At 71.1% G+C, this 18,401-nt stretch carries 16 protein-coding genes and 2 tRNA genes; 5 read left to right on the forward strand and 13 right to left on the reverse strand.

Annotated features, from left to right (window positions below; genetic code table 11):
* Positions 1–17: 17 nt before the first annotated feature.
* The 4 genes from ACFW6A_RS30945 to ACFW6A_RS30960 form a co-directional block, all read right to left on the reverse strand.
* Entirely contained in the window at positions 18–1,037 is a 1,020-nt protein-coding gene (locus ACFW6A_RS30945; RefSeq protein ID WP_019886273.1) for a rod shape-determining protein, read from the reverse strand.
* Between the two features lie 238 nt (positions 1,038–1,275).
* Positions 1,276–1,689: a nucleoside-diphosphate kinase gene (gene ndk / locus ACFW6A_RS30950; protein ID WP_351107245.1), complete on the reverse strand. Its 414-nt coding sequence runs from the start codon at positions 1,687–1,689 to the stop codon at positions 1,276–1,278.
* 64 nt (positions 1,690–1,753) lie between these two features.
* Positions 1,754–2,122: a DUF4233 domain-containing protein gene (locus tag ACFW6A_RS30955; protein WP_351843019.1), complete on the reverse strand. Its 369-nt coding sequence runs from the start codon at positions 2,120–2,122 to the stop codon at positions 1,754–1,756.
* Positions 2,123–2,128: 6 nt separating this feature from the next.
* Positions 2,129–3,697, reverse strand: a complete 1,569-nt coding sequence (locus ACFW6A_RS30960) for a folylpolyglutamate synthase/dihydrofolate synthase family protein (protein ID WP_351843017.1) — start codon at positions 3,695–3,697, stop codon at positions 2,129–2,131.
* A gap of 65 nt (positions 3,698–3,762) precedes the next feature.
* Between ACFW6A_RS30960 and ACFW6A_RS30965 the strand changes: the two genes are divergently transcribed.
* On the forward strand, positions 3,763–4,785 hold the full coding sequence (locus ACFW6A_RS30965; protein WP_386476380.1) for a rod shape-determining protein: 1,023 nt from the start codon (positions 3,763–3,765) through the stop codon (positions 4,783–4,785).
* Positions 4,786–4,834: 49 nt separating this feature from the next.
* Here the strand turns inward: ACFW6A_RS30965 and ACFW6A_RS30970 are convergent, their stop codons facing one another.
* On the reverse strand, positions 4,835–5,953 hold the full coding sequence (locus tag ACFW6A_RS30970) for a sensor histidine kinase (RefSeq protein ID WP_386644565.1): 1,119 nt from the start codon (positions 5,951–5,953) through the stop codon (positions 4,835–4,837).
* Positions 5,954–6,194: 241 nt separating this feature from the next.
* Between ACFW6A_RS30970 and ACFW6A_RS30975 the strand changes: the two genes are divergently transcribed.
* Complete coding sequence (locus ACFW6A_RS30975) at positions 6,195–6,677, forward strand: nuclear transport factor 2 family protein (protein ID WP_351843013.1); 483 nt, start codon at positions 6,195–6,197, stop codon at positions 6,675–6,677.
* Between the two features lie 60 nt (positions 6,678–6,737).
* On the opposite strand, the gene ACFW6A_RS30980 is transcribed toward ACFW6A_RS30975, so the two are convergent.
* Positions 6,738–9,359, reverse strand: coding sequence for a valine--tRNA ligase (locus ACFW6A_RS30980; protein ID WP_386476384.1), 2,622 nt, complete (start codon positions 9,357–9,359; stop codon positions 6,738–6,740).
* Positions 9,360–9,497: 138 nt separating this feature from the next.
* Between ACFW6A_RS30980 and ACFW6A_RS30985 the strand changes: the two genes are divergently transcribed.
* The gene (locus ACFW6A_RS30985; protein WP_351843009.1) at positions 9,498–10,436 is read left to right on the forward strand and encodes a hypothetical protein; all 939 of its coding nucleotides are present in this window, start codon (positions 9,498–9,500) and stop codon (positions 10,434–10,436) included.
* A 71-nt stretch (positions 10,437–10,507) separates the two neighbouring features.
* Here the strand turns inward: ACFW6A_RS30985 and clpX are convergent, their stop codons facing one another.
* The 5 genes from clpX to ACFW6A_RS31010 form a co-directional block, all read right to left on the reverse strand.
* Positions 10,508–11,791 (reverse strand): ATP-dependent Clp protease ATP-binding subunit ClpX, encoded by a 1,284-nt coding sequence (gene clpX, locus ACFW6A_RS30990; RefSeq protein ID WP_030494070.1) that lies wholly within the window; start codon positions 11,789–11,791, stop codon positions 10,508–10,510.
* Positions 11,792–11,947: 156 nt separating this feature from the next.
* Positions 11,948–12,610 carry an ATP-dependent Clp protease proteolytic subunit gene (locus ACFW6A_RS30995; RefSeq protein WP_043221639.1) on the reverse strand — a complete coding sequence of 221 codons (663 nt, stop codon included), beginning with the start codon at positions 12,608–12,610 and terminating at the stop codon, positions 11,948–11,950.
* A gap of 65 nt (positions 12,611–12,675) precedes the next feature.
* The gene (locus ACFW6A_RS31000; RefSeq protein WP_043221565.1) at positions 12,676–13,293 is read right to left on the reverse strand and encodes an ATP-dependent Clp protease proteolytic subunit; all 618 of its coding nucleotides are present in this window, start codon (positions 13,291–13,293) and stop codon (positions 12,676–12,678) included.
* 263 nt (positions 13,294–13,556) lie between these two features.
* Positions 13,557–14,942 carry a trigger factor gene (tig, locus tag ACFW6A_RS31005; RefSeq protein WP_351843006.1) on the reverse strand — a complete coding sequence of 462 codons (1,386 nt, stop codon included), beginning with the start codon at positions 14,940–14,942 and terminating at the stop codon, positions 13,557–13,559.
* Between the two features lie 185 nt (positions 14,943–15,127).
* Positions 15,128–15,204: transfer RNA gene (locus ACFW6A_RS31010), tRNA-Pro, on the reverse strand.
* A gap of 132 nt (positions 15,205–15,336) precedes the next feature.
* Here ACFW6A_RS31010 and ACFW6A_RS31015 point away from each other — a divergent pair.
* Positions 15,337–15,407 (forward strand) — tRNA-Gly (locus tag ACFW6A_RS31015).
* 80 nt (positions 15,408–15,487) lie between these two features.
* Here the strand turns inward: ACFW6A_RS31015 and ACFW6A_RS31020 are convergent.
* Together ACFW6A_RS31020 and ACFW6A_RS31025 are read right to left on the reverse strand one after the other, a co-directional pair.
* Positions 15,488–15,682 (reverse strand): hypothetical protein, encoded by a 195-nt coding sequence (locus tag ACFW6A_RS31020; RefSeq protein ID WP_351107208.1) that lies wholly within the window; start codon positions 15,680–15,682, stop codon positions 15,488–15,490.
* A gap of 138 nt (positions 15,683–15,820) precedes the next feature.
* Positions 15,821–16,963 (reverse strand): PP2C family protein-serine/threonine phosphatase, encoded by a 1,143-nt coding sequence (locus tag ACFW6A_RS31025; RefSeq protein ID WP_351843003.1) that lies wholly within the window; start codon positions 16,961–16,963, stop codon positions 15,821–15,823.
* A gap of 106 nt (positions 16,964–17,069) precedes the next feature.
* On the opposite strand from ACFW6A_RS31025, the gene ACFW6A_RS31030 reads away from it, so the two are divergent.
* The gene (locus ACFW6A_RS31030; RefSeq protein ID WP_386644533.1) at positions 17,070–18,299 is read left to right on the forward strand and encodes a GNAT family N-acetyltransferase; all 1,230 of its coding nucleotides are present in this window, start codon (positions 17,070–17,072) and stop codon (positions 18,297–18,299) included.
* Positions 18,300–18,401 lie beyond the last annotated feature (102 nt).

Here is an 18,401-nt window from a genome sequence, read left to right on the forward strand (position 1 = left end):
TCCGCCCTGCCGGCGGGTCAGCGGCGCGGCTGGGCGTCCAGGACCTGCTGGAGGGCCTCGAACTCCTCGACGCACTTGCCGGATCCGAGGGCCACCGAGTCCAGCGGGTCCTCGGCGATGTGGATCGGCATGCCGGTCTCGCGGCGGAGCCGCTCGTCGAGGCCGCGCAGCAGGGCGCCGCCACCCGTGAGAACGATGCCGCGGTCCATCACGTCACCGGAGAGTTCCGGCGGGCACTTGTCCAGGGTGGTCTTCACCGCGTCGACGATCGCGTTGACCGGCTCCTCGATGGCCTTGCGGACCTCGGCGGCCGAGATGACGACGGTCTTGGGGAGGCCCGAGACGAGGTCGCGGCCGCGGATCTCGGTGTGCTCGTCCTGCTCCAGGTCGTAGGCCGAACCGATGGTGATCTTGATCTGTTCGGCGGTGCGCTCACCCAGGAGGAGGGAGTACTCCTTCTTGATGTGCTGGATGATCGCGTTGTCCAGCTCGTCGCCGGCGACCCGGATGGACTGTGCCGTGACGATTCCTCCGAGGGAGATCACCGCGACCTCGGTGGTGCCGCCGCCGATGTCGACGACCATGTTGCCAGTGGCCTCGTGGACGGGGAGGCCGGAGCCGATGGCCGCGGCCATGGGCTCCTCGATGATGTGCACCTGGCGGGCGCCGGCCTGGGTGGAGGCCTCGATGACGGCGCGGCGCTCGACGCCGGTGATGCCGGAGGGCACGCAGACCACGACGCGGGGGCGGGCGAGGTAGCGCCGCTTGTGGATCTTCAGGATGAAGTAGCGGAGCATCCGCTCGGTGATCTCGAAGTCGGCGATGACGCCGTCCTTGAGCGGACGCACGGCGACGATGTTGCCGGGGGTCCGGCCGATCATCTTCTTCGCCTCGGCACCCACCGCGAGGATTCCGCCGGTGTTGGTGTTGATCGCGACGACGGACGGCTCGTTGAGGACGATGCCTCGACCCCTGACGTACACCAGCGTGTTGGCGGTCCCGAGGTCGACAGCCATGTCACGGCCGATGAACGACATGAAGTTCCCCTTGTTTCCCATGGCTGAGGGTGGTGCGGCGAAGAGTTTTCATCGTAGTGCCGCTCACGCGGATGGCGCGCGCTGGTCCACCTCTGTACTAGGTGACGGTAGGACGCGGCGATCCGTTCCCGGGATTGGCGTTCATATGCCTGGGGGCGGCCGAATTCCTTCGGTCGCCCCACCAGGTACTGCCGTTCGGCTGACGGCGGGTCAGCCGAACGTCACGCGGGGCCCGGTGTCACGCGAGACCGGGGAAGAAGATCTTCAGCTCGCGCGCGGCGGACTCCTCGGAGTCCGAGGCGTGGATGAGGTTCTCGCGGACGATGGTGCCGAAGTCGCCGCGGATCGACCCCGGGGCGGCGGCGATCGGGTCGGTCGGGCCCGCCAGCTGACGGACGCCCTCGATGACCCGCTCGCCCTCGACGACGAGCGCGACGACCGGACCGGAGGACATGAAGCCCATCAGCGGCTCGTAGAAGGGCTTGCCCTTGTGCTCGCCGTAGTGCTGCTCCAGCGTCTCCTGGTCCAGCTCGCGCAGCTCCAGGGCCGCGAGGGTCCAGCCGGCCTTGCGCTCGATGCGGCCGATGATCTCGCCGATCAGACCGCGGCGGACCGCGTCGGGCTTGAGCAGGACGAGCGTGCGCTGGCTCACGGGGGGAACTCCTTCGGGAGGGGTGTGCGGGCCTATGAATCTACAGGGCCCGCACCGCCCCCCGTCACGCAGCGTCAGGCCCTGCGGAGCCCTGGGCCGTGGCGTTCGAGGCGGCCCAGCGGGCCTTGATCTCGTCCACCTTGCGCCCGTAGTGCACCGAGCACCACCACAGGACGGCGAAGACCGCCCCGAGGAAGTACATGACGGGGACGAAGAAGCCGCTGAGGACCAGCCCGATCTGGAGCGCCCAGCCGAGCTGGACGCCACCGGGACGGGTGATCATCCCGCAGAGGAGCACGGAGAGGACCATCGCCACCCCGCACACCCACCAGACGGTGGAGGTGCTGAGGCCGTCGTCCTTCATGGCGACGAGGCCGGCGAAGCCGATGACGAAGAACTCGCCGATGAGCGTGGAGGAGCAGAGCGTGCGCATGCCGGGTCAGCCCCTCTTGAGCAGCAGCCGGGCGTCGCCGACCGTGAAGATCGAACCGGTCACCAGCACGCCGGCGCCGCCGTACTCGGCCTCCTCCTCGGCGAGGGTGATCGCCGCCTCCAGGGCGTCGGGCAGCCGCGGCTCCACGACGACCCGGTCCTCGCCGAAGACCTCGACGGCGACCGCGGCGAGCGCGTCGGCGTCGGTGGCGCGGGAGGTGGAGTTCTGGGTGATCACGATCTCGGCGAAGATCGGCTCGAAGGCCTCCAGGAGCCCCCGGGCGTCCTTGTCCCCGCTGGTGGAGACGACGCCGATGAGCCGGGAGAAGCCGAAGGACTCGGAGACGGCCTCGGCGGTCGCGCGGGCCCCGTGGGGGTTGTGCGCGGCGTCGAGGATGACCGTCGGGGAGGAGCGGACGACTTCGAGGCGCCCGGGCGAGGACGTCTGGGCGAAGGCGCGCCGGACGGTCTCGACGTCGAGGGTGCGGGCGTGCTCGGCGCCGATGCCGAAGAAGGCCTCGACGGCGGCGAGCGCCACGGCCGCGTTGTGCGCCTGGTGGGCGCCGTACAGCGGCAGGAAGATCCCGTCGTACTCGCCGCCGAGGCCGCGCAGGGTCAGCAGCTGCCCGCCGACGGCCACCTCGCGGGAGACGACGCCGAACTCCATGCCCTCGCGGGCCACGGTCGCGTCGACGTCGACGGCCTTCTTCAGGAGCACCTGGGCGGCGTCCACCGGCTGCTGGGCCAGGATGACGGTCGCGCCCTGCTTGATGATGCCGGACTTCTCTCCGGCGATCTCGCCGGTGGTCTCGCCGAGCCGGTCGGTGTGGTCCAGGTCGATCGGGGTGACGACGGCGACGGAGCCGTCGATCACGTTGGTCGCGTCCCAGGTGCCGCCCATGCCGACCTCGACGACGGCCGCGTCGACCGGGGCGTCCGCGAAGGCCGCGTAGGCCATGCCGGTGAGGACCTCGAAGAAGGAGAGGCGGTACTCCTCCCGGGCGTCGACCAGCTCCACGTACGGCTTCACGTCCTGGTACGTCTCGATGAACCGCTCGGCGGAGATCGGGGCGCCGTCCAGGCTGATCCGCTCGGTGACGGTCTGCACGTGCGGCGAGGTGTAGCGGCCGGTGCGCAGCTCGAAGGCGCCGAGCAGGGACTCGATCATGCGGGCCGTCGACGTCTTGCCGTTGGTGCCCGTGATGTGGATCGAGGGGTACGCGCGCTGCGGCTCGCCCAGCACGTCCATCAGGGCCGCGATCCGCTTGACCGACGGCTCCAGCTTGGTCTCGCCCCAGCGGGTCGAGAGCTCGGTCTCGACCTCGCGCAGCGCCTTGTCCAGCTCCGGATCCTCGGGGCGGGTCGGCACGGGGTCGCCCTGCGGGGGCCCGGCCTGGGCGCGCAGGGTGCGGCTGCCGGCCTCGATCACCGCCAGGTCGGGGTCGCGGTTCGTCTCTTCTTCGACGATGTCGTCGAAGCCGTCGAAGTCGTCGGCGTGCTCGTCGGCGGCGTGGTCGCGCGGGTCGCTCGGGTCACTCACGGGGCCAAGTCTACGGAGGCCCGCCGACAGGACCATCGGCCCACCCCGTTCCGGACCTTCGGCCCGCCGTCCGCGGCGGCCGCCCGGCAAACTTGACGATCATGGACATAGGCATCGATCTCGGCACGGCCAACACCCTCCTCTACGCACGCGGGCAGGGCATCGTGCTCGACGAGCCGTCCGTGGTGGCGGTCCAGGAGGGCTCCCGGCACGCGCTCGCGGTGGGCGCGGAGGCGAAGCGGACGATCGGCCGGACGCCCGGGTCGATCACCGCGGTCCGGCCCCTGCGGGACGGCGTGATCAGCGACTACGAGGCCGCCGAGGAGATGATCCGGCACTTCGTCCGCAAGGCGGTTCCGGGGCGCGGGCTCCCCCGCACCCGGATGGTCGTGTGCGTCCCGAGCGGGGTCACCCCGGTGGAGCGGCGGGCCATCGTGCACGCCTCGCTCTCGGCGGGCGCGCGGGCCGTCCACCTCATCGAGGAGCCGATGGCGGCGGCGATCGGGGCGGGCCTGCCGGTCTCCGACCCGCGCGGCTCGATGGTCGTCGACATCGGCGGCGGGACGACCGAGGTGGCCGTGATCTCCCTGGGAGGGATCGTCACCGCGCGGTCCCTGCGGGTCGGCGGCGACCGCTTCGACACGGCGATCACCGACCACGTCCGCAAGGAGCACTCGCTGCTGATCGGCGAGCGGACGGCGGAGGACGTGAAGGTCGCGATCGGCTCGGCGTGGCCGGTGCCGGGCGGCGAGGAGTTCGAGCGGAGCGTCTTCACCGCGCGCGGCCGGGAGCGGGTCGGCGGCCTGCCGCGCACGGTGGAGCTGTCCGTCCCGGAGGTCCGCCGGGCCCTGGACGAGCCGGTGGAGGCGGTCGTCGCGGCGGTGCGGGCGACGCTGGAGGAGTGCCCGCCGGAGCTGTCGGGCGACGTGATGGAGCACGGCATCGTCCTGACCGGCGGGGGCGCTCTGCTGCCGGGCCTGGACCTCAGGCTGGCCTCGGCGACGGGCATCCCGGTCTTCGTGGCCGACGCCCCGCTGGACTGCGCGGTCCTCGGCTCGGGCCGCTGCGTGGAGGACTTCGAGGGCCTCCAGCGGGTCCTGGGCAAGGCGGAGCGGGGCCGTTAGGCCGTGCGGGCGGGCGGGGCCGCGGCGGCCCGGGCGGTACGCCTCCGGTTCAGCGGCGCGGCAGGCCGGACGGCAGCGTCGCCCTGACCACGTACGCCTCGTCCTTCTCCCCCGCCGTGAGGGTGCCGCCCATGCTGGCGACGCGCTCGTCCATCGAGACGAGGCCGGTGCCGGTGGAGACGGGGGCGCGGTCCGGCGGGGTGCGCGGCAGCGGGTTGCGGACCTCGATCCACAGGTGGGGCCCGTCGACGCCGATCGCGACCCGCACCGGCAGGCCCGGCGCGTGCTTCGCCGCGTTCGTCAGGCACTCCTGGACCACGCGGTGGACCGCGGTCTGCCGCAGCGGCGAGAGCGCCTTCGCCTCCTCGGCCACGGCCAGCTCCACCGGGCTGCCCATCCGCCCGCTCTCGGCGGCCAGGTCCGCGAGGCCCTCAAGGCCGGGCGTGGCGCCCTCCCGGTCGGCGCGCCGCACGAGCGTCTCGTTCAGCATGAGGTGGGCGCGCCGGGCGGTGTCCGCCAGCTCCTCGAAGTCCTTCTGGTGGGCGTCCCCCCGGGCCCGCACGGCGAGCACCTCGGCCCGCACGGCGAGCACGGTCAGCTCGCGCCCGACCAGGTCGTGGACGTCCCGCCCCACCTGGATGCGCTCCTCCTGGACGGCCTGCCGGGCGGCGGCCCCGCGGCGCTCGACCTCCAGGGCGCGCACCAGGTCCTGGCGGTAGGCGGCGATGCCGACGCCCGCCGCGAGCACGCCGATCGGGACGATCACGCTGAGGAAGTCGCTGAGGGTGTCGCCGTGGTGCGCGGCGGGCCAGCCGGGCGTCTGGAAGTAGGCGTACGCCACCCCGACGTAGAGCAGGGTCGCGACGACCGCGGCCCGGCGGCCCCGGAAGCGGCCGATCGAGTACAGCGCGAACTGGATCATCGTGACTTCGTGGAGCCAGCCCATCAGCCCGAGCGCCACCACGTACGGCACCCAGGGCGCCCGCCGCCGCAGCACCAGGGTCGCGGCGCCGGCGGCGAGGACCAGGGTGGCGGTGACGCCGGTGAGCGAGTTGTCCTCCCGGGCGAGCCCGGGCACGTCCAGGATCATCAGCCCGAAGGCGCTGAGCGCGGCGACGACGTCCAGCGCCCGCGGCGACCCGGCCCACCGCTCCGCACGGCGCCGCAGCGCGGGGACGACGGGGAGGCGGGACGCGCCTCCCCCGCTGTCGCGGGAGCCCCGCCGAAGGAGTCGGCGATGTGCGGGGGTGTCCAAAAGACGACTCCGGGCCGGTCTGGGCGAGTGGGTCACTTCAAGTATGGCGACTTGTCGCCATACCAGCTGGCGGCACGGGTCCTCGTCTCCCGGGTGGCCGTCACGGCCCGGGGGCGGTGACGCGGGCGCCTGATCCTCCTGGTACGACAGGGCGATGAACAGTGAAACGCCGAGTCCCGTGGAGCGCCTGCTGGCCGAGCGGGCGTGCGAACGCCTTGTCGTCGAGTTCGTCCACCGGCTCGACCTCGGTGACCCGGGTGACGTGGCCGACCTCTTCACGGAGGCCGGGGTCTGGGAGTGGCCGGAGGGCGACCGGCGGATCGAGGGCCGTGACGCGCTCCGGTCGTACTTCGCCGGCCGGCCCGCGGACCGGCTCTCGCGCCGGATCTGCACGAACATCCTGGTCACCGTCGTGTCGGAGTCGACGGCCACCGCGACCACCTACTTCACGACGTACCGCGTCGACGGACACGCCGGCGGCTTCGCGTCCCCGCGTCCCCCCACGCAGGTGGGGCACTACGAGGACACGTTCCTCAAGGAGGGGGACCGCTGGCTCCTCGCCTCCCGGTCCCTGCACCTGGCCTTCGCCGGGCCGACCGAGCGGATCGGGGCGCGAGCCGCCGCCCCGGAGGCGTGAGAACCCCGAGGGGGCCCGGACCGGGCGGTCCGGGCCCCCTCGGGGCGTGTCGGGGCGCGCTTACTGCGGCGGGAGCTTGTCCAGCTGGGACTGGATGCGGGTGATGTCCTCGTCCGCCTTGGCGAGGCGGCCCTTGATCTTGTCCACCACGTTGTCCGGGGCCTTCGCCAGGAAGGCCTCGTTGCCGAGCTTGGCCTCGGCCTGGGCCTTCTCCTTCTCGGCGGCGGCCAGGTCCTTCGCGAGGCGCTTGCGCTCGGCGGCCACGTCGATGGTCCCCGAGAGGTCCAGCGCGACCGTGGCGCCCGCGACCGGCAGGGAGGCGGTGGCCTCGAAGCCCTCGCCCTCCGGCTGGAGGCGCAGGATCTGACGGATGGCGGCCTCGTGCGGGGCGAGCGCGGTGCCGGTCACGTCGAGGCGGGCCGGAACCTTCTGGCCGGGCTGAAGGCCCTGGTCCGAGCGGAAGCGGCGGACCTCGGTGACGACCCGCTGGACCAGCTCGATCTCCTTCTCGGCGGCCTCGTCGCGGAAGCCGGAGTCGGTCGGCCACTCGGCGATGACGACCGACTCGCGGCCCGTCAGCGTGGTCCACAGGGTGTCCGTGACGAACGGGACGATCGGGTGGAGCAGCCGCAGGGTGACGTCGAGGACCTCGCCCAGGACGCGGGCCGAGACCTTGGCCTGCTCGCCGCCCGCGAAGAACGTCGTCTTCGACAGCTCGACGTACCAGTCGAAGACCTCGTCCCACGCGAAGTGGTACAGGGCGTCGGCGAGCTTCGCGAACTGGTAGTCGTCGTAGTAGGCGTCCGCCTCGGCGACGACCTTGTTCAGGCGGGACAGGATCCAGCGGTCGGTCGCCGACATCTCGGAGGCGTCCGGCAGCGGGCCCTCGACCGTCGCGCCGTTCATCATCGCGAAGCGGGTCGCGTTCCAGATCTTGTTGGCGAAGTTCCGGGACGCCTGGACCCAGTCCTCGCCGATCGGGACGTCGACGCCCGGGTTGGCGCCCTTGGCCAGGGTGAAGCGCAGGGCGTCGGAGCCGTACTTGTCCATCCAGTCGAGCGGGTTGACCGTGTTCCCGAACGACTTCGACATCTTCTTGCCGAACTCGTCGCGGACCATGCCGTGGAAGGCGATCGTGTGGAACGGCGGCTGGCCGTCCATCGCGTACAGGCCGAACATCATCATCCGGGCGACCCAGAAGAACATGAGGTCGTAGCCGGTGACGAGGACGGAGTTCGGGTAGAACTTCTCCAGGTCGGGCGTCCGCTCCGGCCAGCCGAGGGTGGAGAACGGCCACAGGCCGGACGAGAACCACGTGTCGAGGACGTCGGTGTCCTGCGTCCAGCCCTCGCCCGTGGGCGCCTCGTCGTCGGGGCCGACGCAGACCAGCTCGCCGTTCGGGCCGTGCCAGACGGGGATGCGGTGGCCCCACCACAGCTGGCGCGAGATGCACCAGTCGTTGAGGTTGTCGACCCAGTCGAAGTAGCGCTGCGACATGTCGGCCGGGTGGATGTTGACCCGGCCGTCGCGGACCGCGTCGCCGGCGGCCTTGGCCAGCGTCTCGACCTTGACCCACCACTGCAGGGACAGACGCGGCTCCAGCGTCGTCTTGCAGCGCGAGCAGTGGCCCACGGAGTGGACGTACGGGCGCTTCTCGGCGACGATCCGGCCCTCGGCGCGCAGGGCGGCGACGATGGCGGAGCGGGCCTCGAAGCGGTCCAGGCCCTGGAAGGGGCCGTGGGTGGTGATCACGCCGCGCTCGTCGAGGACCTCGATGGACTCGAGGTCGTGGCGCTGGCCGATGGCGAAGTCGTTCGGGTCGTGCGCCGGGGTCACCTTGACGGCGCCGGTGCCGAACTCCGGGTCGACGTGCGTGTCGGCGACGACGGGGATCGTGCGGTCGGTCAGCGGCAGCTTGATCTGCTTGCCGATCAGGTGGGCGTACCGCTCGTCGTCCGGGTGGACGGCGACGGCGGTGTCGCCGAGCATCGTCTCGGCGCGGGTGGTGGCGACGACGATGGTGTCGTCGCCCTCGCCGTACTTCATGGAGACGAGCTCGCCGTCGTCGTCCTGGTAGTCGACCTCGATGTCGGAGATGGCCGTCAGACAGCGCGGGCACCAGTTGATGATGCGCTCGGCGCGGTAGATCAGGCCGTCGTCGAACATCTTCTTGAAGACGGTCTGGACGGCCCGGGACAGGCCCTCGTCCATGGTGAACCGGTCCCGGCTCCAGGCCAGGCCCTCGCCGAGGCGCCGCATCTGGCCGGCGATCTGACCGCCGGACTCGGCCTTCCACTCCCAGACGCGCTCGACGAACGCCTCGCGGCCCAGGTCGTGCCGGGACTTGCCCTCCTTGGCCAGCTCGCGCTCGACGACGTTCTGGGTGGCGATGCCGGCGTGGTCCATGCCCGGCTGCCACAGCGTCTCGAAGCCCTGCATGCGCTTGCGGCGGGTGAGGGCGTCGATCAGCGTGTGCTCGAAGGCGTGGCCCAGGTGGAGCGAGCCGGTGACGTTCGGCGGCGGGATGACGATGGTGTACGCCGGCTTCTCGCTCTTCGCGTCCGCCTCGAAGTACCCGCGCTCCACCCAGCGCTCGTACAGCGGGCCCTCTACCTCGGCCGGCGTGTACTGGGTCGGCAATTCGGTGGTGGCTGCTGTCTGCTGCTGAGTGTTCTCGGTCACGGGCCCAGTTTAGGGGGGTGACGGTCGTGTCCTGAAACGCGATTGTTCGGTAACGGTGTGACCCCCGCCGCCCCATCGCCGCGCGCCTTCCGCCAGGATGTTCGCTACGCATAAACGTCCTGTGAGGGGAAGCAGTCGATGAGCTACAACCAGCCGGGTCCGTACGGGGGCCAGCAGCCTCAGCAGCCCGGGCCGTACGGCCAGCAGCCCGGACCGTACGGACAGCCGCAGGCCCCGCAGCCCGGCTACGGCTACCCCCAGCAGGCCCCCCAGGGCGTGCCGCCGCAGCAGCCGCCGTACGGCTACCCGCAGCAGCAGCCGAACCCGTACGGCCAGCAGCCGCAGTACGGCGCCCCCCAGGGCCCCGGCGGCTACGTCCCGCACCCGCCGGCCCCGAAGAAGTCCAAGGCCCCGGTCATCATCGGCGCGGTCGCCGTCGTCGCGGCGATCGCGGTCGGCGCGTACTTCCTGATCGGCGGCGGTGGCGGCGCGTCCGTCGCGAACGACGGCGCCCACAAGCTGGTCACGCCGGAGACGGTGCTGGGCGAGTACAAGAAGTCGGCCAACAGCGACAAGGCCCAGAGCGAGGACGACGACTTCATCAAGGACGCCGCGAAGTTCGGCGTCAAGAACCCGCAGCGTGCCAACGCGCAGTGGGAGGTCAAGGACGAGAGCAACCCGCTGAGCGGCAAGCTCCTGCAGTTCGGCGGCGTGTGGGGCGAGATCGAGGACCCCGAGAAGACCGTCGACGCCATCTTCGCCAACATGAAGACCGAGGCCGAGAAGGAGAAGGACTCGGAGGCGCAGCTCGTCGGCGACCCCAAGACGGTCACTCCCGAGGGTCTCGACGGCGCCGTGATGAAGTGCCAGGAGATCAAGTCGAAGCCCGGCGCGGAGTCCGGGGGCCTCGGCCCCAAGGAGATGACCATGCCGGTCTGCGTGTGGGGCGACCACAGCACCATCGGCTACGTGATGCACATCAACATCGCCGACATGATGACCGGCAAGGGCGGCACCCTGAACGACGTCGCCGCGATCGCCGCCAAGCTCCGCAAGGAGGTCCGCGTCAAGATCTGACGCACCGGGCGCCACGCGAAGGGGCGCCCCGCCGGATTCCGGTGGGGCGCCCCTTCGCGTGGTTCTTCCGGTTACGCCGACTTCTCGTGGCGGCCGTCGTTCTTGACGATCCGGGGGACGAGGGTCGGGTTCACGTTGTTGCGGACGACGTCCGCGGTGATGACGACGCGGGCCACGTCCTTGCGGGAGGGGACCTCGTACATCACCGACTGGAGGACCTCCTCCATGATGGCGCGCAGGCCGCGCGCGCCGGTGCCGCGGAGGATGGCCTGGTCGGCGATGGCCTCCAGGGCCGGGCGGTCGAAGTCCAGCTCGACGCCGTCGAGTTCGAAGAGGCGCTGGTACTGCTTCACCAGCGCGTTGCGCGGCTCGACGAGGATCTTGAGGAGGGCCTCGCGGTCCAGGTTGTGGACCGAGGTGATGACGGGGAGACGGCCGATGAACTCGGGGATCATCCCGAACTTCACCAGGTCCTCCGGCATGACCTCCTGGAACTGGTCGCTCGCCTCGATCTCGCGCTTGGAGCGGATGGTCGCCCCGAAGCCGATGCCCTTGGCGCCCGCCCGCGACTCGATGATCTTCTCCAGGCCTGCGAAGGCGCCGCCCACGATGAAGAGCACGTTCGTCGTGTCGATCTGGATGAACTCCTGGTGCGGGTGCTTCCGGCCGCCCTGCGGCGGGACGGAGGCCGTGGTGCCCTCCAGGATCTTCAGGAGGGCCTGCTGCACGCCCTCGCCGGAGACGTCTCGCGTGATCGACGGGTTTTCGCTCTTACGGGCGACCTTGTCGATCTCGTCGATGTAGATGATGCCGGTCTCGGCCTTCTTGACGTCGTAGTCCGCGGCCTGGATCAGCTTGAGCAGGATGTTCTCGACGTCCTCGCCGACGTAGCCGGCCTCCGTCAGCGCCGTCGCGTCGGCGATGGCGAAGGGGACGTTGAGCATCCGGGCCAGGGTCTGCGCCAGGAGCGTCTTGCCGGAGCCCGTGGGGCCCAGCAGCAGGATGTTGGACTTGGCCAGTTCGATGGCGTCGTCCCGGCCCTGCGCGCCGCCGTTCTCGCCGGCCTGGACGCGCTTGTAGTGGTTGTACACCGCGACGGAGAGGGCCTTCTTCGCCGGCTCCTGGCCGACGACGTACCCCTCCAGGAACTCGTAGATCTCGCGGGGCTTGGGGAGTTCCTCCCAGCGCACCTCGCTCGTCTCCGCGAGTTCCTCTTCGATGATCTCGTTGCAGAGGTCGATGCACTCGTCGCAGATGTACACACCGGGTCCCGCGATGAGCTTCTTCACCTGCTTCTGGCTCTTTCCGCAGAACGAGCACTTGAGCAGGTCGCCGCCATCACCGATGCGTGCCACGAGGTGCTTCCCCTTCGCCTGGGAGCGCTTGGTTCAGCGACTCCTGGTGCCTCATATTCGACGGTACCTTGCCGGGCCCCCCGTTCGGGCCCCCCTTGGCACGGTTCACATGGTCGCGATTCGGCCACGCGGTCCGTGCCAGGGGAAGGTCGGGCGTCAGTGTGCCGCGGCGGCCGTGCTCTTGCGGGTCGAGACGATCTGGTCGACCAGGCCGTACGCCAGGGCGTCCTCGGCCGTGAGGATCTTGTCGCGCTCGATGTCCTCGCGGATCTTCTCGATCGGCGTGGTGGAGTGCTTGGCCAGCATGGTCTCCAGCTGGTCGCGCATCCGCAGGATCTCCTTGGCCGCGATCTCCAGGTCGGAGAGCTGCTCACGGCCGGTGCCGCCGGAGGGCTGGTGGATCAGCACGCGGGCGTTCGGCAGGGCCATCCGCTTGCCGGGGGTGCCGGCGGCGAGCAGCACGGCCGCGGCGGAGGCCGCCTGGCCCATGCAGACCGTCTGGATGTCCGGCTTCACGAACTGCATCGTGTCGTAGATGGCCGTGAGCGCGGTGAAGGAGCCGCCGGGGCTGTTGATGTAGATGGAGATGTCGCGGTCCGGGTCCATCGACTCCAGGCACAGCAGCTGCGCCATGACGTCGTTGGCGGACGCGTCGTCGATCTGCACGCCGAGGAAGATCACGCGCTCCTCGAAGAGCTTCGCGTACGGGTCGTACTCGCGGATGCCCTGCGAGGTGCGCTCGACGAAGCGCGGGACGACGTACCGGTTGTCCATCGGCGCGCCGGTGTAGAGGCCGCTCGGGGAGAGGTTGTTCTGCATCTGGGTGTTCACCGTCCTGGTGGCGTTCGGCGGGGGGCTGGGGCTCTTCGGGGGCTGCCGGCGCCTCAGGCGCCCGTGCCGCCGCCGCCCGGAACGCCCGCGGCGTGCGTGATGATGTCGTCGATGAGGCCGTAGTCCTTGGCCTCCTCCGCGGTGAACCAGCGGTCGCGGTCGCCGTCGCGGATGATCGCCTCGACGGTCTGGCCGGAGTGGTGCGCGGTGATCTCGGCCATGCGCTTCTTCGTGCGCAGGAGGTACTCGGCCTGGATCTTGATGTCGGAGGCCGTGCCGCCGATGCCGGCGGAGCCCTGGTGCATCAGGATGTCGGTGTTCGGCAGCGCGAAGCGCTTGCCGGGGGTGCCGCCGGTGAGCAGGAACTGGCCCATCGAGGCCGCCATGCCCATGCCGATGGTCACGACGTCGTTGGGGATGTACTGCATGGTGTCGTAGACGGCCATGCCGGCCGTCACGGAGCCACCGGGGCTGTTGATGTAGAGGAAGATGTCCTTCTCCGGGTCGGCGGCCAGGAGGAGCATCTGGGCGGTGATCTTGTTGGCGATCTCGTCGTCGACCTGCTGGCCGAGGAAGATGATGCGCTCGCCGAGCAGCCGGTTGTAGACATGGTCGCCGAGGCCGCCACCGATGGACGGCTCACCCGCGGCGTAAGGCTTCAGATTCGTCACGTATCCACCTGCTCGTCTCCGACGGCCCCCGGGCCGTCTCAGCGTCTCGTTCAGAGGGCAGTGCCCCCGTATCCATGGACCCTAACGCGCAGGTGGGACAACGCCATCCCGGTTCCCGAACTGTTCGCTGGGAGCGCAAGGTAGTTGGCGGCGCATAAAAGGTCCGCGTACGTCCGCGGGCCCGGCCGCACTGCTGTGCGTCCGGGCCCGTGGCGCGATGGGGAGCGCGCGGGGCGCGGGCCCCGGCGTCGGCCTGGTGGGGCCTACTTCTCCTCGGCGACCTCGGCCTCGCCGGTGACGGCCTCGACCGTCTCGGCGGCGGCCTCGACCTCGTCCTCGTCGTCGGAGAGGTCGACGACCTCTCCGTTGGTGTCGACGACCTTGGCGGCCTCGACGACGACCGCGAGGGCCTTGCCGCGGGCGACCTCGCCGACCAGCATCGGCACCTGGCCGCCCTGGACGACGGCCTGGGCGAACTGGTCGGGGGACATGCCGGAGGAGGCGGCGCGGCGGAACAGGTGCTCGGTGAGCTCCTCCTGCTCGACGTTCAGCTTCTCCTTGGAGACCAGCTCGTCGAGGAGGAACTGGGTCTTGATGCCCTTGACCGCCTGCTCCTTGGTCTCGGTCTCGAACTCCTCGACCGTCTTGCCCTGGAGCTCCAGGTACTTCTCCAGGCTCAGGCCCATCTGGCCGAGCTGGTGGTGCTCCAGGTTGTGCTTGCGGGTGTTGACCTCGTCCTCGAGCAGCTTCTCGGGGACGGGGATCTCCGCCAGCTCCAGGAACTTCTCCAGGACGCGCTCCTGGGCCTGGGTGGCCTGGTCGAACTGCTTCATGTTCTCGAGGCGCTTGCGGCTGTCGGCCTTGAGCTCGTCGAGGGTGTCGAACTCCGACGCCATCTGCGCGAACTCGTCGTCCAGCTCGGGGAGCTCGCGGGCGGCGACGGCGGTGACCTTGACGGTGACCTCGGCCTCCTTGCCCGCGGCCGAGCCGCCCTTCAGCTCGGAGGTGAAGGTGGCCTCGCCGCCGGCCTCCAGGCCGGTGACGGCGGCGTCGATGCCGTCGAGCAGCTCGCCGGAGCCGATGGTGTACGAGACGCCGTCGGCGATGCCGTCGGGCAGCACCTCGCCGTCGACCTTGGCGGTCAGGTCGACGGTGACGACGTCGCCCTCGGCGGCGGCGCGCTCGACCGGGTTGGTCGACGCGAAGCGCTCGCGGAGCTGCTCCACGGACTTCTCGACGTCCTCGTCGGTGACCTCGATGGCGTCGACCTCGACCTCGATGCCGGAGTAGTCCGGGATCTCGATGGTCGGGCGGACGTCGACCTCGGCGGTGAAGGAGAGCAGCTCGCCGTCCTTCAGCTCCGTGATGTCGACCTCGGGCTGGCCCAGCGGGTTGACCTCGGCCTCGTTCACGGCCTCGGTGTAGAACTTCGGGAGCGCGTCGTTGACGGCCTCCTCCAGCACGGCGCCGCGGCCGAACCGCTGGTCGATCACACGAGCCGGGATCTTGCCCTTGCGGAAGCCCTTGACCGTGACCTGCTGGTTGATCTTCTTGTACGCCGCGTCGAGGCTGTCCTTGAGCTCCTCGAAGGGCACCTCGACAGTGAGCCGAACCCGGGTCGGGTTCAGGGTCTCCACGGCGCTCTTCACGGTTCGGTCTCCTTGTGGCTGATTCCTGGATTCCGGCGGAGCCGCGCGGGGCGGTTCCGGCCGATGGGCCCGGTCAGAAAGACACACGGGCACGCAGCTTGCATAGTAACCGCACGTGGGATCAGGCCCACAACGTGATCAAGAACCCGCCAGGTCGAAGCCGCGGGGGATCGTGAGGATCATGCTGGTCGGGGTGGCGGGATTTGAACCCACGGCCTTCCGCTCCCAAAGCGGACGCGCTACCAAGCTGCGCCACACCCCGTCGGTGCGACACGTAGGGTACATGCACGGAGACGCTGTGACGCCCCCTGTTTCCCGAGGTGTGCACGGACCGCTCCGGACCGGCTACCATGCTGTCCGTGCCGCGCTGGTTCCAACCTGCGGCGCGTTCCGTGCGGGCGTAGCTCAATGGTAGAGCCCTAGTCTTCCAAACTAGCTACGCGGGTTCGATTCCCGTCGCCCGCTCTGTGTACGGCTCCGGGCCCGGTTCCTCGTCGAGGGACTCGGGCCCGGAGCCGTTTCCGGCCCTCTCCGGCCCGGGCCGGTCAGAACCTTATGGCGCTGATCGTCTGGGATATCGAGTTCAGGAAGCGCTGGATGTCGTCCGCCATGCCCGTGAAGGCGAGGAAGAAGCCGAAGAGGACGGCGACGACGGCGGGGCCGGCCTTGAGGCTGCCTCCCCTGATCAGCACCACGAGGACGATCCCCAACAACAACACCGCGGAAAAAGAAATCGCCACGACTGCTCACACCCTCGGTCGGTCCCACCTGGCCCCGGGGGGCACATCCGGCCACCCCCGCGGTTCTATCGTGCCACCAACCCCGGTTCCCCCGGCGGGGGGTGACGAATCGTGGGACGCGCCACGGGCGCGGAGGGTTCAGGCCGGGCGGGAGATGAGGAGGAGGGCGCGGTCGTCGTTGACGTCCTTGGCGACCGCCTCGATGAGGTGCCAGGCGACGCCCTCGAAGCCGGCGGCGACGCAGCGGTCGGCCTCGCCGGTGAGGCGGTCGATGCCCTCGGCGAGGTCGCGGTCGGCGGCCTCGACCAGGCCGTCGGTGAAGAGCATCAGGACGTCGCCGGGGCGCAGGCTGCCCTTGACCGGGTGGAACTCGGCGCCGTCGTAGACGCCGAGGAGGGGGCCGTCGCCGTCCTTCTCCTCCCAGCGACCGGTGCCGGAGTGGAGCTGGAGCGCGGGCAGGTGGCCGGCGGAGAAGAGCTCGTAGTCGCCGGAGTCCAGGTCGAGCACGAGGTGGATGGAGGTGGCGAAGCCCTCGTCCCAGTTCTGCCGGAGCAGGTAGCCGTTGGCGGCGGGCAGGAAGCCGTGCGGCGGGAGCGAGCCGAGGAGGCCGCCGAAGGCGCCGGAGAGCAGCAGGGAGCGGGAGGCCGCGTCCATGCCCTTGCCGGAGACGTCGGTGAGGACGACCTCCAGGGTGCGGCCGCCGTGGGTGCGGGCGGCGACGACGAAGTCGCCGGAGAAGGACTGGCCGCCGGCCGGGCGGAGCGCCATCTCGCGGTGCCAGCCGCGCGGCAGCCGGGGCAGGGCGCTCTGCACCCGGAGCCGTTCGCGCAGGTCGAAGAGCATGGTGCCGCCGCGCCGCCAGGGCACCCCGACCCGGGCCCGGAACTGGGCGATGAGCAGGCCGAAGAGGCCGCAGGCGGCGACCACCAGGACGGTGCCGGGGGTGACGCGGGCGGGCCCCTCGCCGTAGGGGCCGAGGATCGCGGACTCGACGATCAGGCCGCCGGCGGCCGCCGCGTACAGGCCGAGGAGGCTGGCGGGCCGCAGCAGCAGTCCGCCGGCCACGATCGGCAGGACGAGGGCGGCGGGCGAGCACCAGACCGGGTCGAGGACGGTGCCGCAGACGATGGCGGGGACGGTGAGGAGGAGTCCGGCGAGGGCGAGGCGGTCGGAGGCGCCGCCGCGGAAGTAGTCGACGCCGGTCCGGCGCAGCGCGACGCGGGCCCGGTGTGCGCGCCTGCGCAGCCGGGCCGCGTACGTGTTCACTCCGTGGTGGGCCATTGGCCTGGACCCTATCCATCCGGGCCGCCCCCGTGCAGGGGTACCCCGGTGACAAGGTGCGTGAAATCGGGTCGCCCCGGGCGGGATGCGCTGATATCGATGGCACATGACGATGGAATCGCGGGTGCTGGACCCCTCGGAGTGGGAGCGCTGGTTCGCGGCGCTGGAGCTGGCCTTCGGAGGCGTTCCGGAGGAGCCCGAGGAGCGGGCGCTGTGGAGGGACCTGACCGAGTGCGGGCGGTCCCTGGGGGTCTGGGACGGCGGGCGGGCGGTGGCGACGGCGGGGGCGTTCTCCTTCCGGCTGACCGTGCCGGGCGGGGCCTCGGTGCCGGCCGCCGGCGTCACGATGGTGAGCGTGGCCGGAACGCATCGCCGGCGGGGGGTCCTGACCTCGATGATGCGGCGGCAGCTCGACGACGTGCGGGCGCTGGGCGAACCGCTGGCGGTGCTGACGGCCTCGGAGGCGGTCATCTACGGGCGCTTCGGTTACGGGGCGGCGAGCCGGACGCAGCGGGCGGTGATCGACACGACCCGGGTGCGGCTCGACGTACCGGCCGGGACGGACGCGGTGGCGCTGCGGATGGTGCCGCTCGCGGAGTCCTCGGCGGCGACGGAGGCGGTGTACGCGCGGATGGTGCCGCGCCGGCCCGGGATGCTGGCCCGGCGGCCGGGCTGGGAGCGGCTGCCGCTGCTGGATCCGCCGGGGTCCCGGCAGGGCGCCTCGCCGAAGCTGTGCGTGCTGGCGGAGCGGGACGGCGAGGCAGTGGGCCACGCCTACTACTCGATCAAGTCGGACTGGAGCTGGGCCGGCGCGGACGGCTCGGTGACCGTGCACGAGCTGTACGGGCTCGATCCGGCCGCGGAGGCGGCGCTGTGGCGGTTCCTGTGCTCGGTCGACCTGACGTCGAAGGTGCGGGTGGACAGCGCGCCGGTGGACGCGGCGTGGCAGCACCTGGTCTCGGACGTGCGGCGGTGCGAACCGACGGAGCGGGAGGCGCTGTTCGCGCGGCTCGTGGACGTGGGCGCGGCGCTGGAGGCGCGGACGTACCAGGCGCCGGTGGACGTGGTGTTCGAGGTGGAGGACGCGTTCTGCCCGTGGAACGCGGGGCGGTGGCGGCTGTCCGGCGACGCGAAGGGCGCCGTGTGCGCGCGGACCTCCGACACGGCCGATCTCGCGCTCTCCGCAAGGGAGCTGGGGGCCGCCTACCTGGGCGGTACGTCGCTGGCGGCGCTGGCCTCGGCGGGGCGGGTCACCGAACTGCGGGAGGGCGCGCTCGCGGAGGCGTCGCTCGCGTTCGGGTCACCGGTGGCGCCCTGGCTGCCGCACGGGTTCTAGGCGGGGCCTAGGCCATCTCTTTCGGATCTTGCCGGGCTCGCGACGCCTGGCACGCACGCTCGCCGCGTTGTCGTCGGTCGCCGATGCTCCGCATGGTCTCCC

This window comes from Streptomyces sp. NPDC058758 (assembly GCF_042746075.1).
Taxonomy (GTDB): domain Bacteria; phylum Actinomycetota; class Actinomycetes; order Streptomycetales; family Streptomycetaceae; genus Streptomyces.

Coding starts and splice junctions, on each gene's coding strand:
- ACFW6A_RS30945 (WP_019886273.1), bottom strand. CDS start 1,037: ATGTCGTTCATCGGCCGTGACATGGCTGTCGACCTCGGGACCGCCAAC.
- ACFW6A_RS30955 (WP_351843019.1), bottom strand. CDS start 2,122: ATGCGCACGCTCTGCTCCTCCACGCTCATCGGCGAGTTCTTCGTCATC.
- ACFW6A_RS30960 (WP_351843017.1), bottom strand. CDS start 3,697: ATGGTCCTGTCGGCGGGCCTCCGTAGACTTGGCCCCGTGAGTGACCCG.
- ACFW6A_RS30965 (WP_386476380.1), top strand. CDS start 3,763: ATGGACATAGGCATCGATCTCGGCACGGCCAACACCCTCCTCTACGCA.
- ACFW6A_RS30975 (WP_351843013.1), top strand. CDS start 6,195: ATGAACAGTGAAACGCCGAGTCCCGTGGAGCGCCTGCTGGCCGAGCGG.
- ACFW6A_RS30985 (WP_351843009.1), top strand. CDS start 9,498: ATGAGCTACAACCAGCCGGGTCCGTACGGGGGCCAGCAGCCTCAGCAG.
- ACFW6A_RS30995 (WP_043221639.1), bottom strand. CDS start 12,610: ATGCAGAACAACCTCTCCCCGAGCGGCCTCTACACCGGCGCGCCGATG.
- ACFW6A_RS31025 (WP_351843003.1), bottom strand. CDS start 16,963: ATGGCCCACCACGGAGTGAACACGTACGCGGCCCGGCTGCGCAGGCGC.
- ACFW6A_RS31030 (WP_386644533.1), top strand. CDS start 17,070: ATGACGATGGAATCGCGGGTGCTGGACCCCTCGGAGTGGGAGCGCTGG.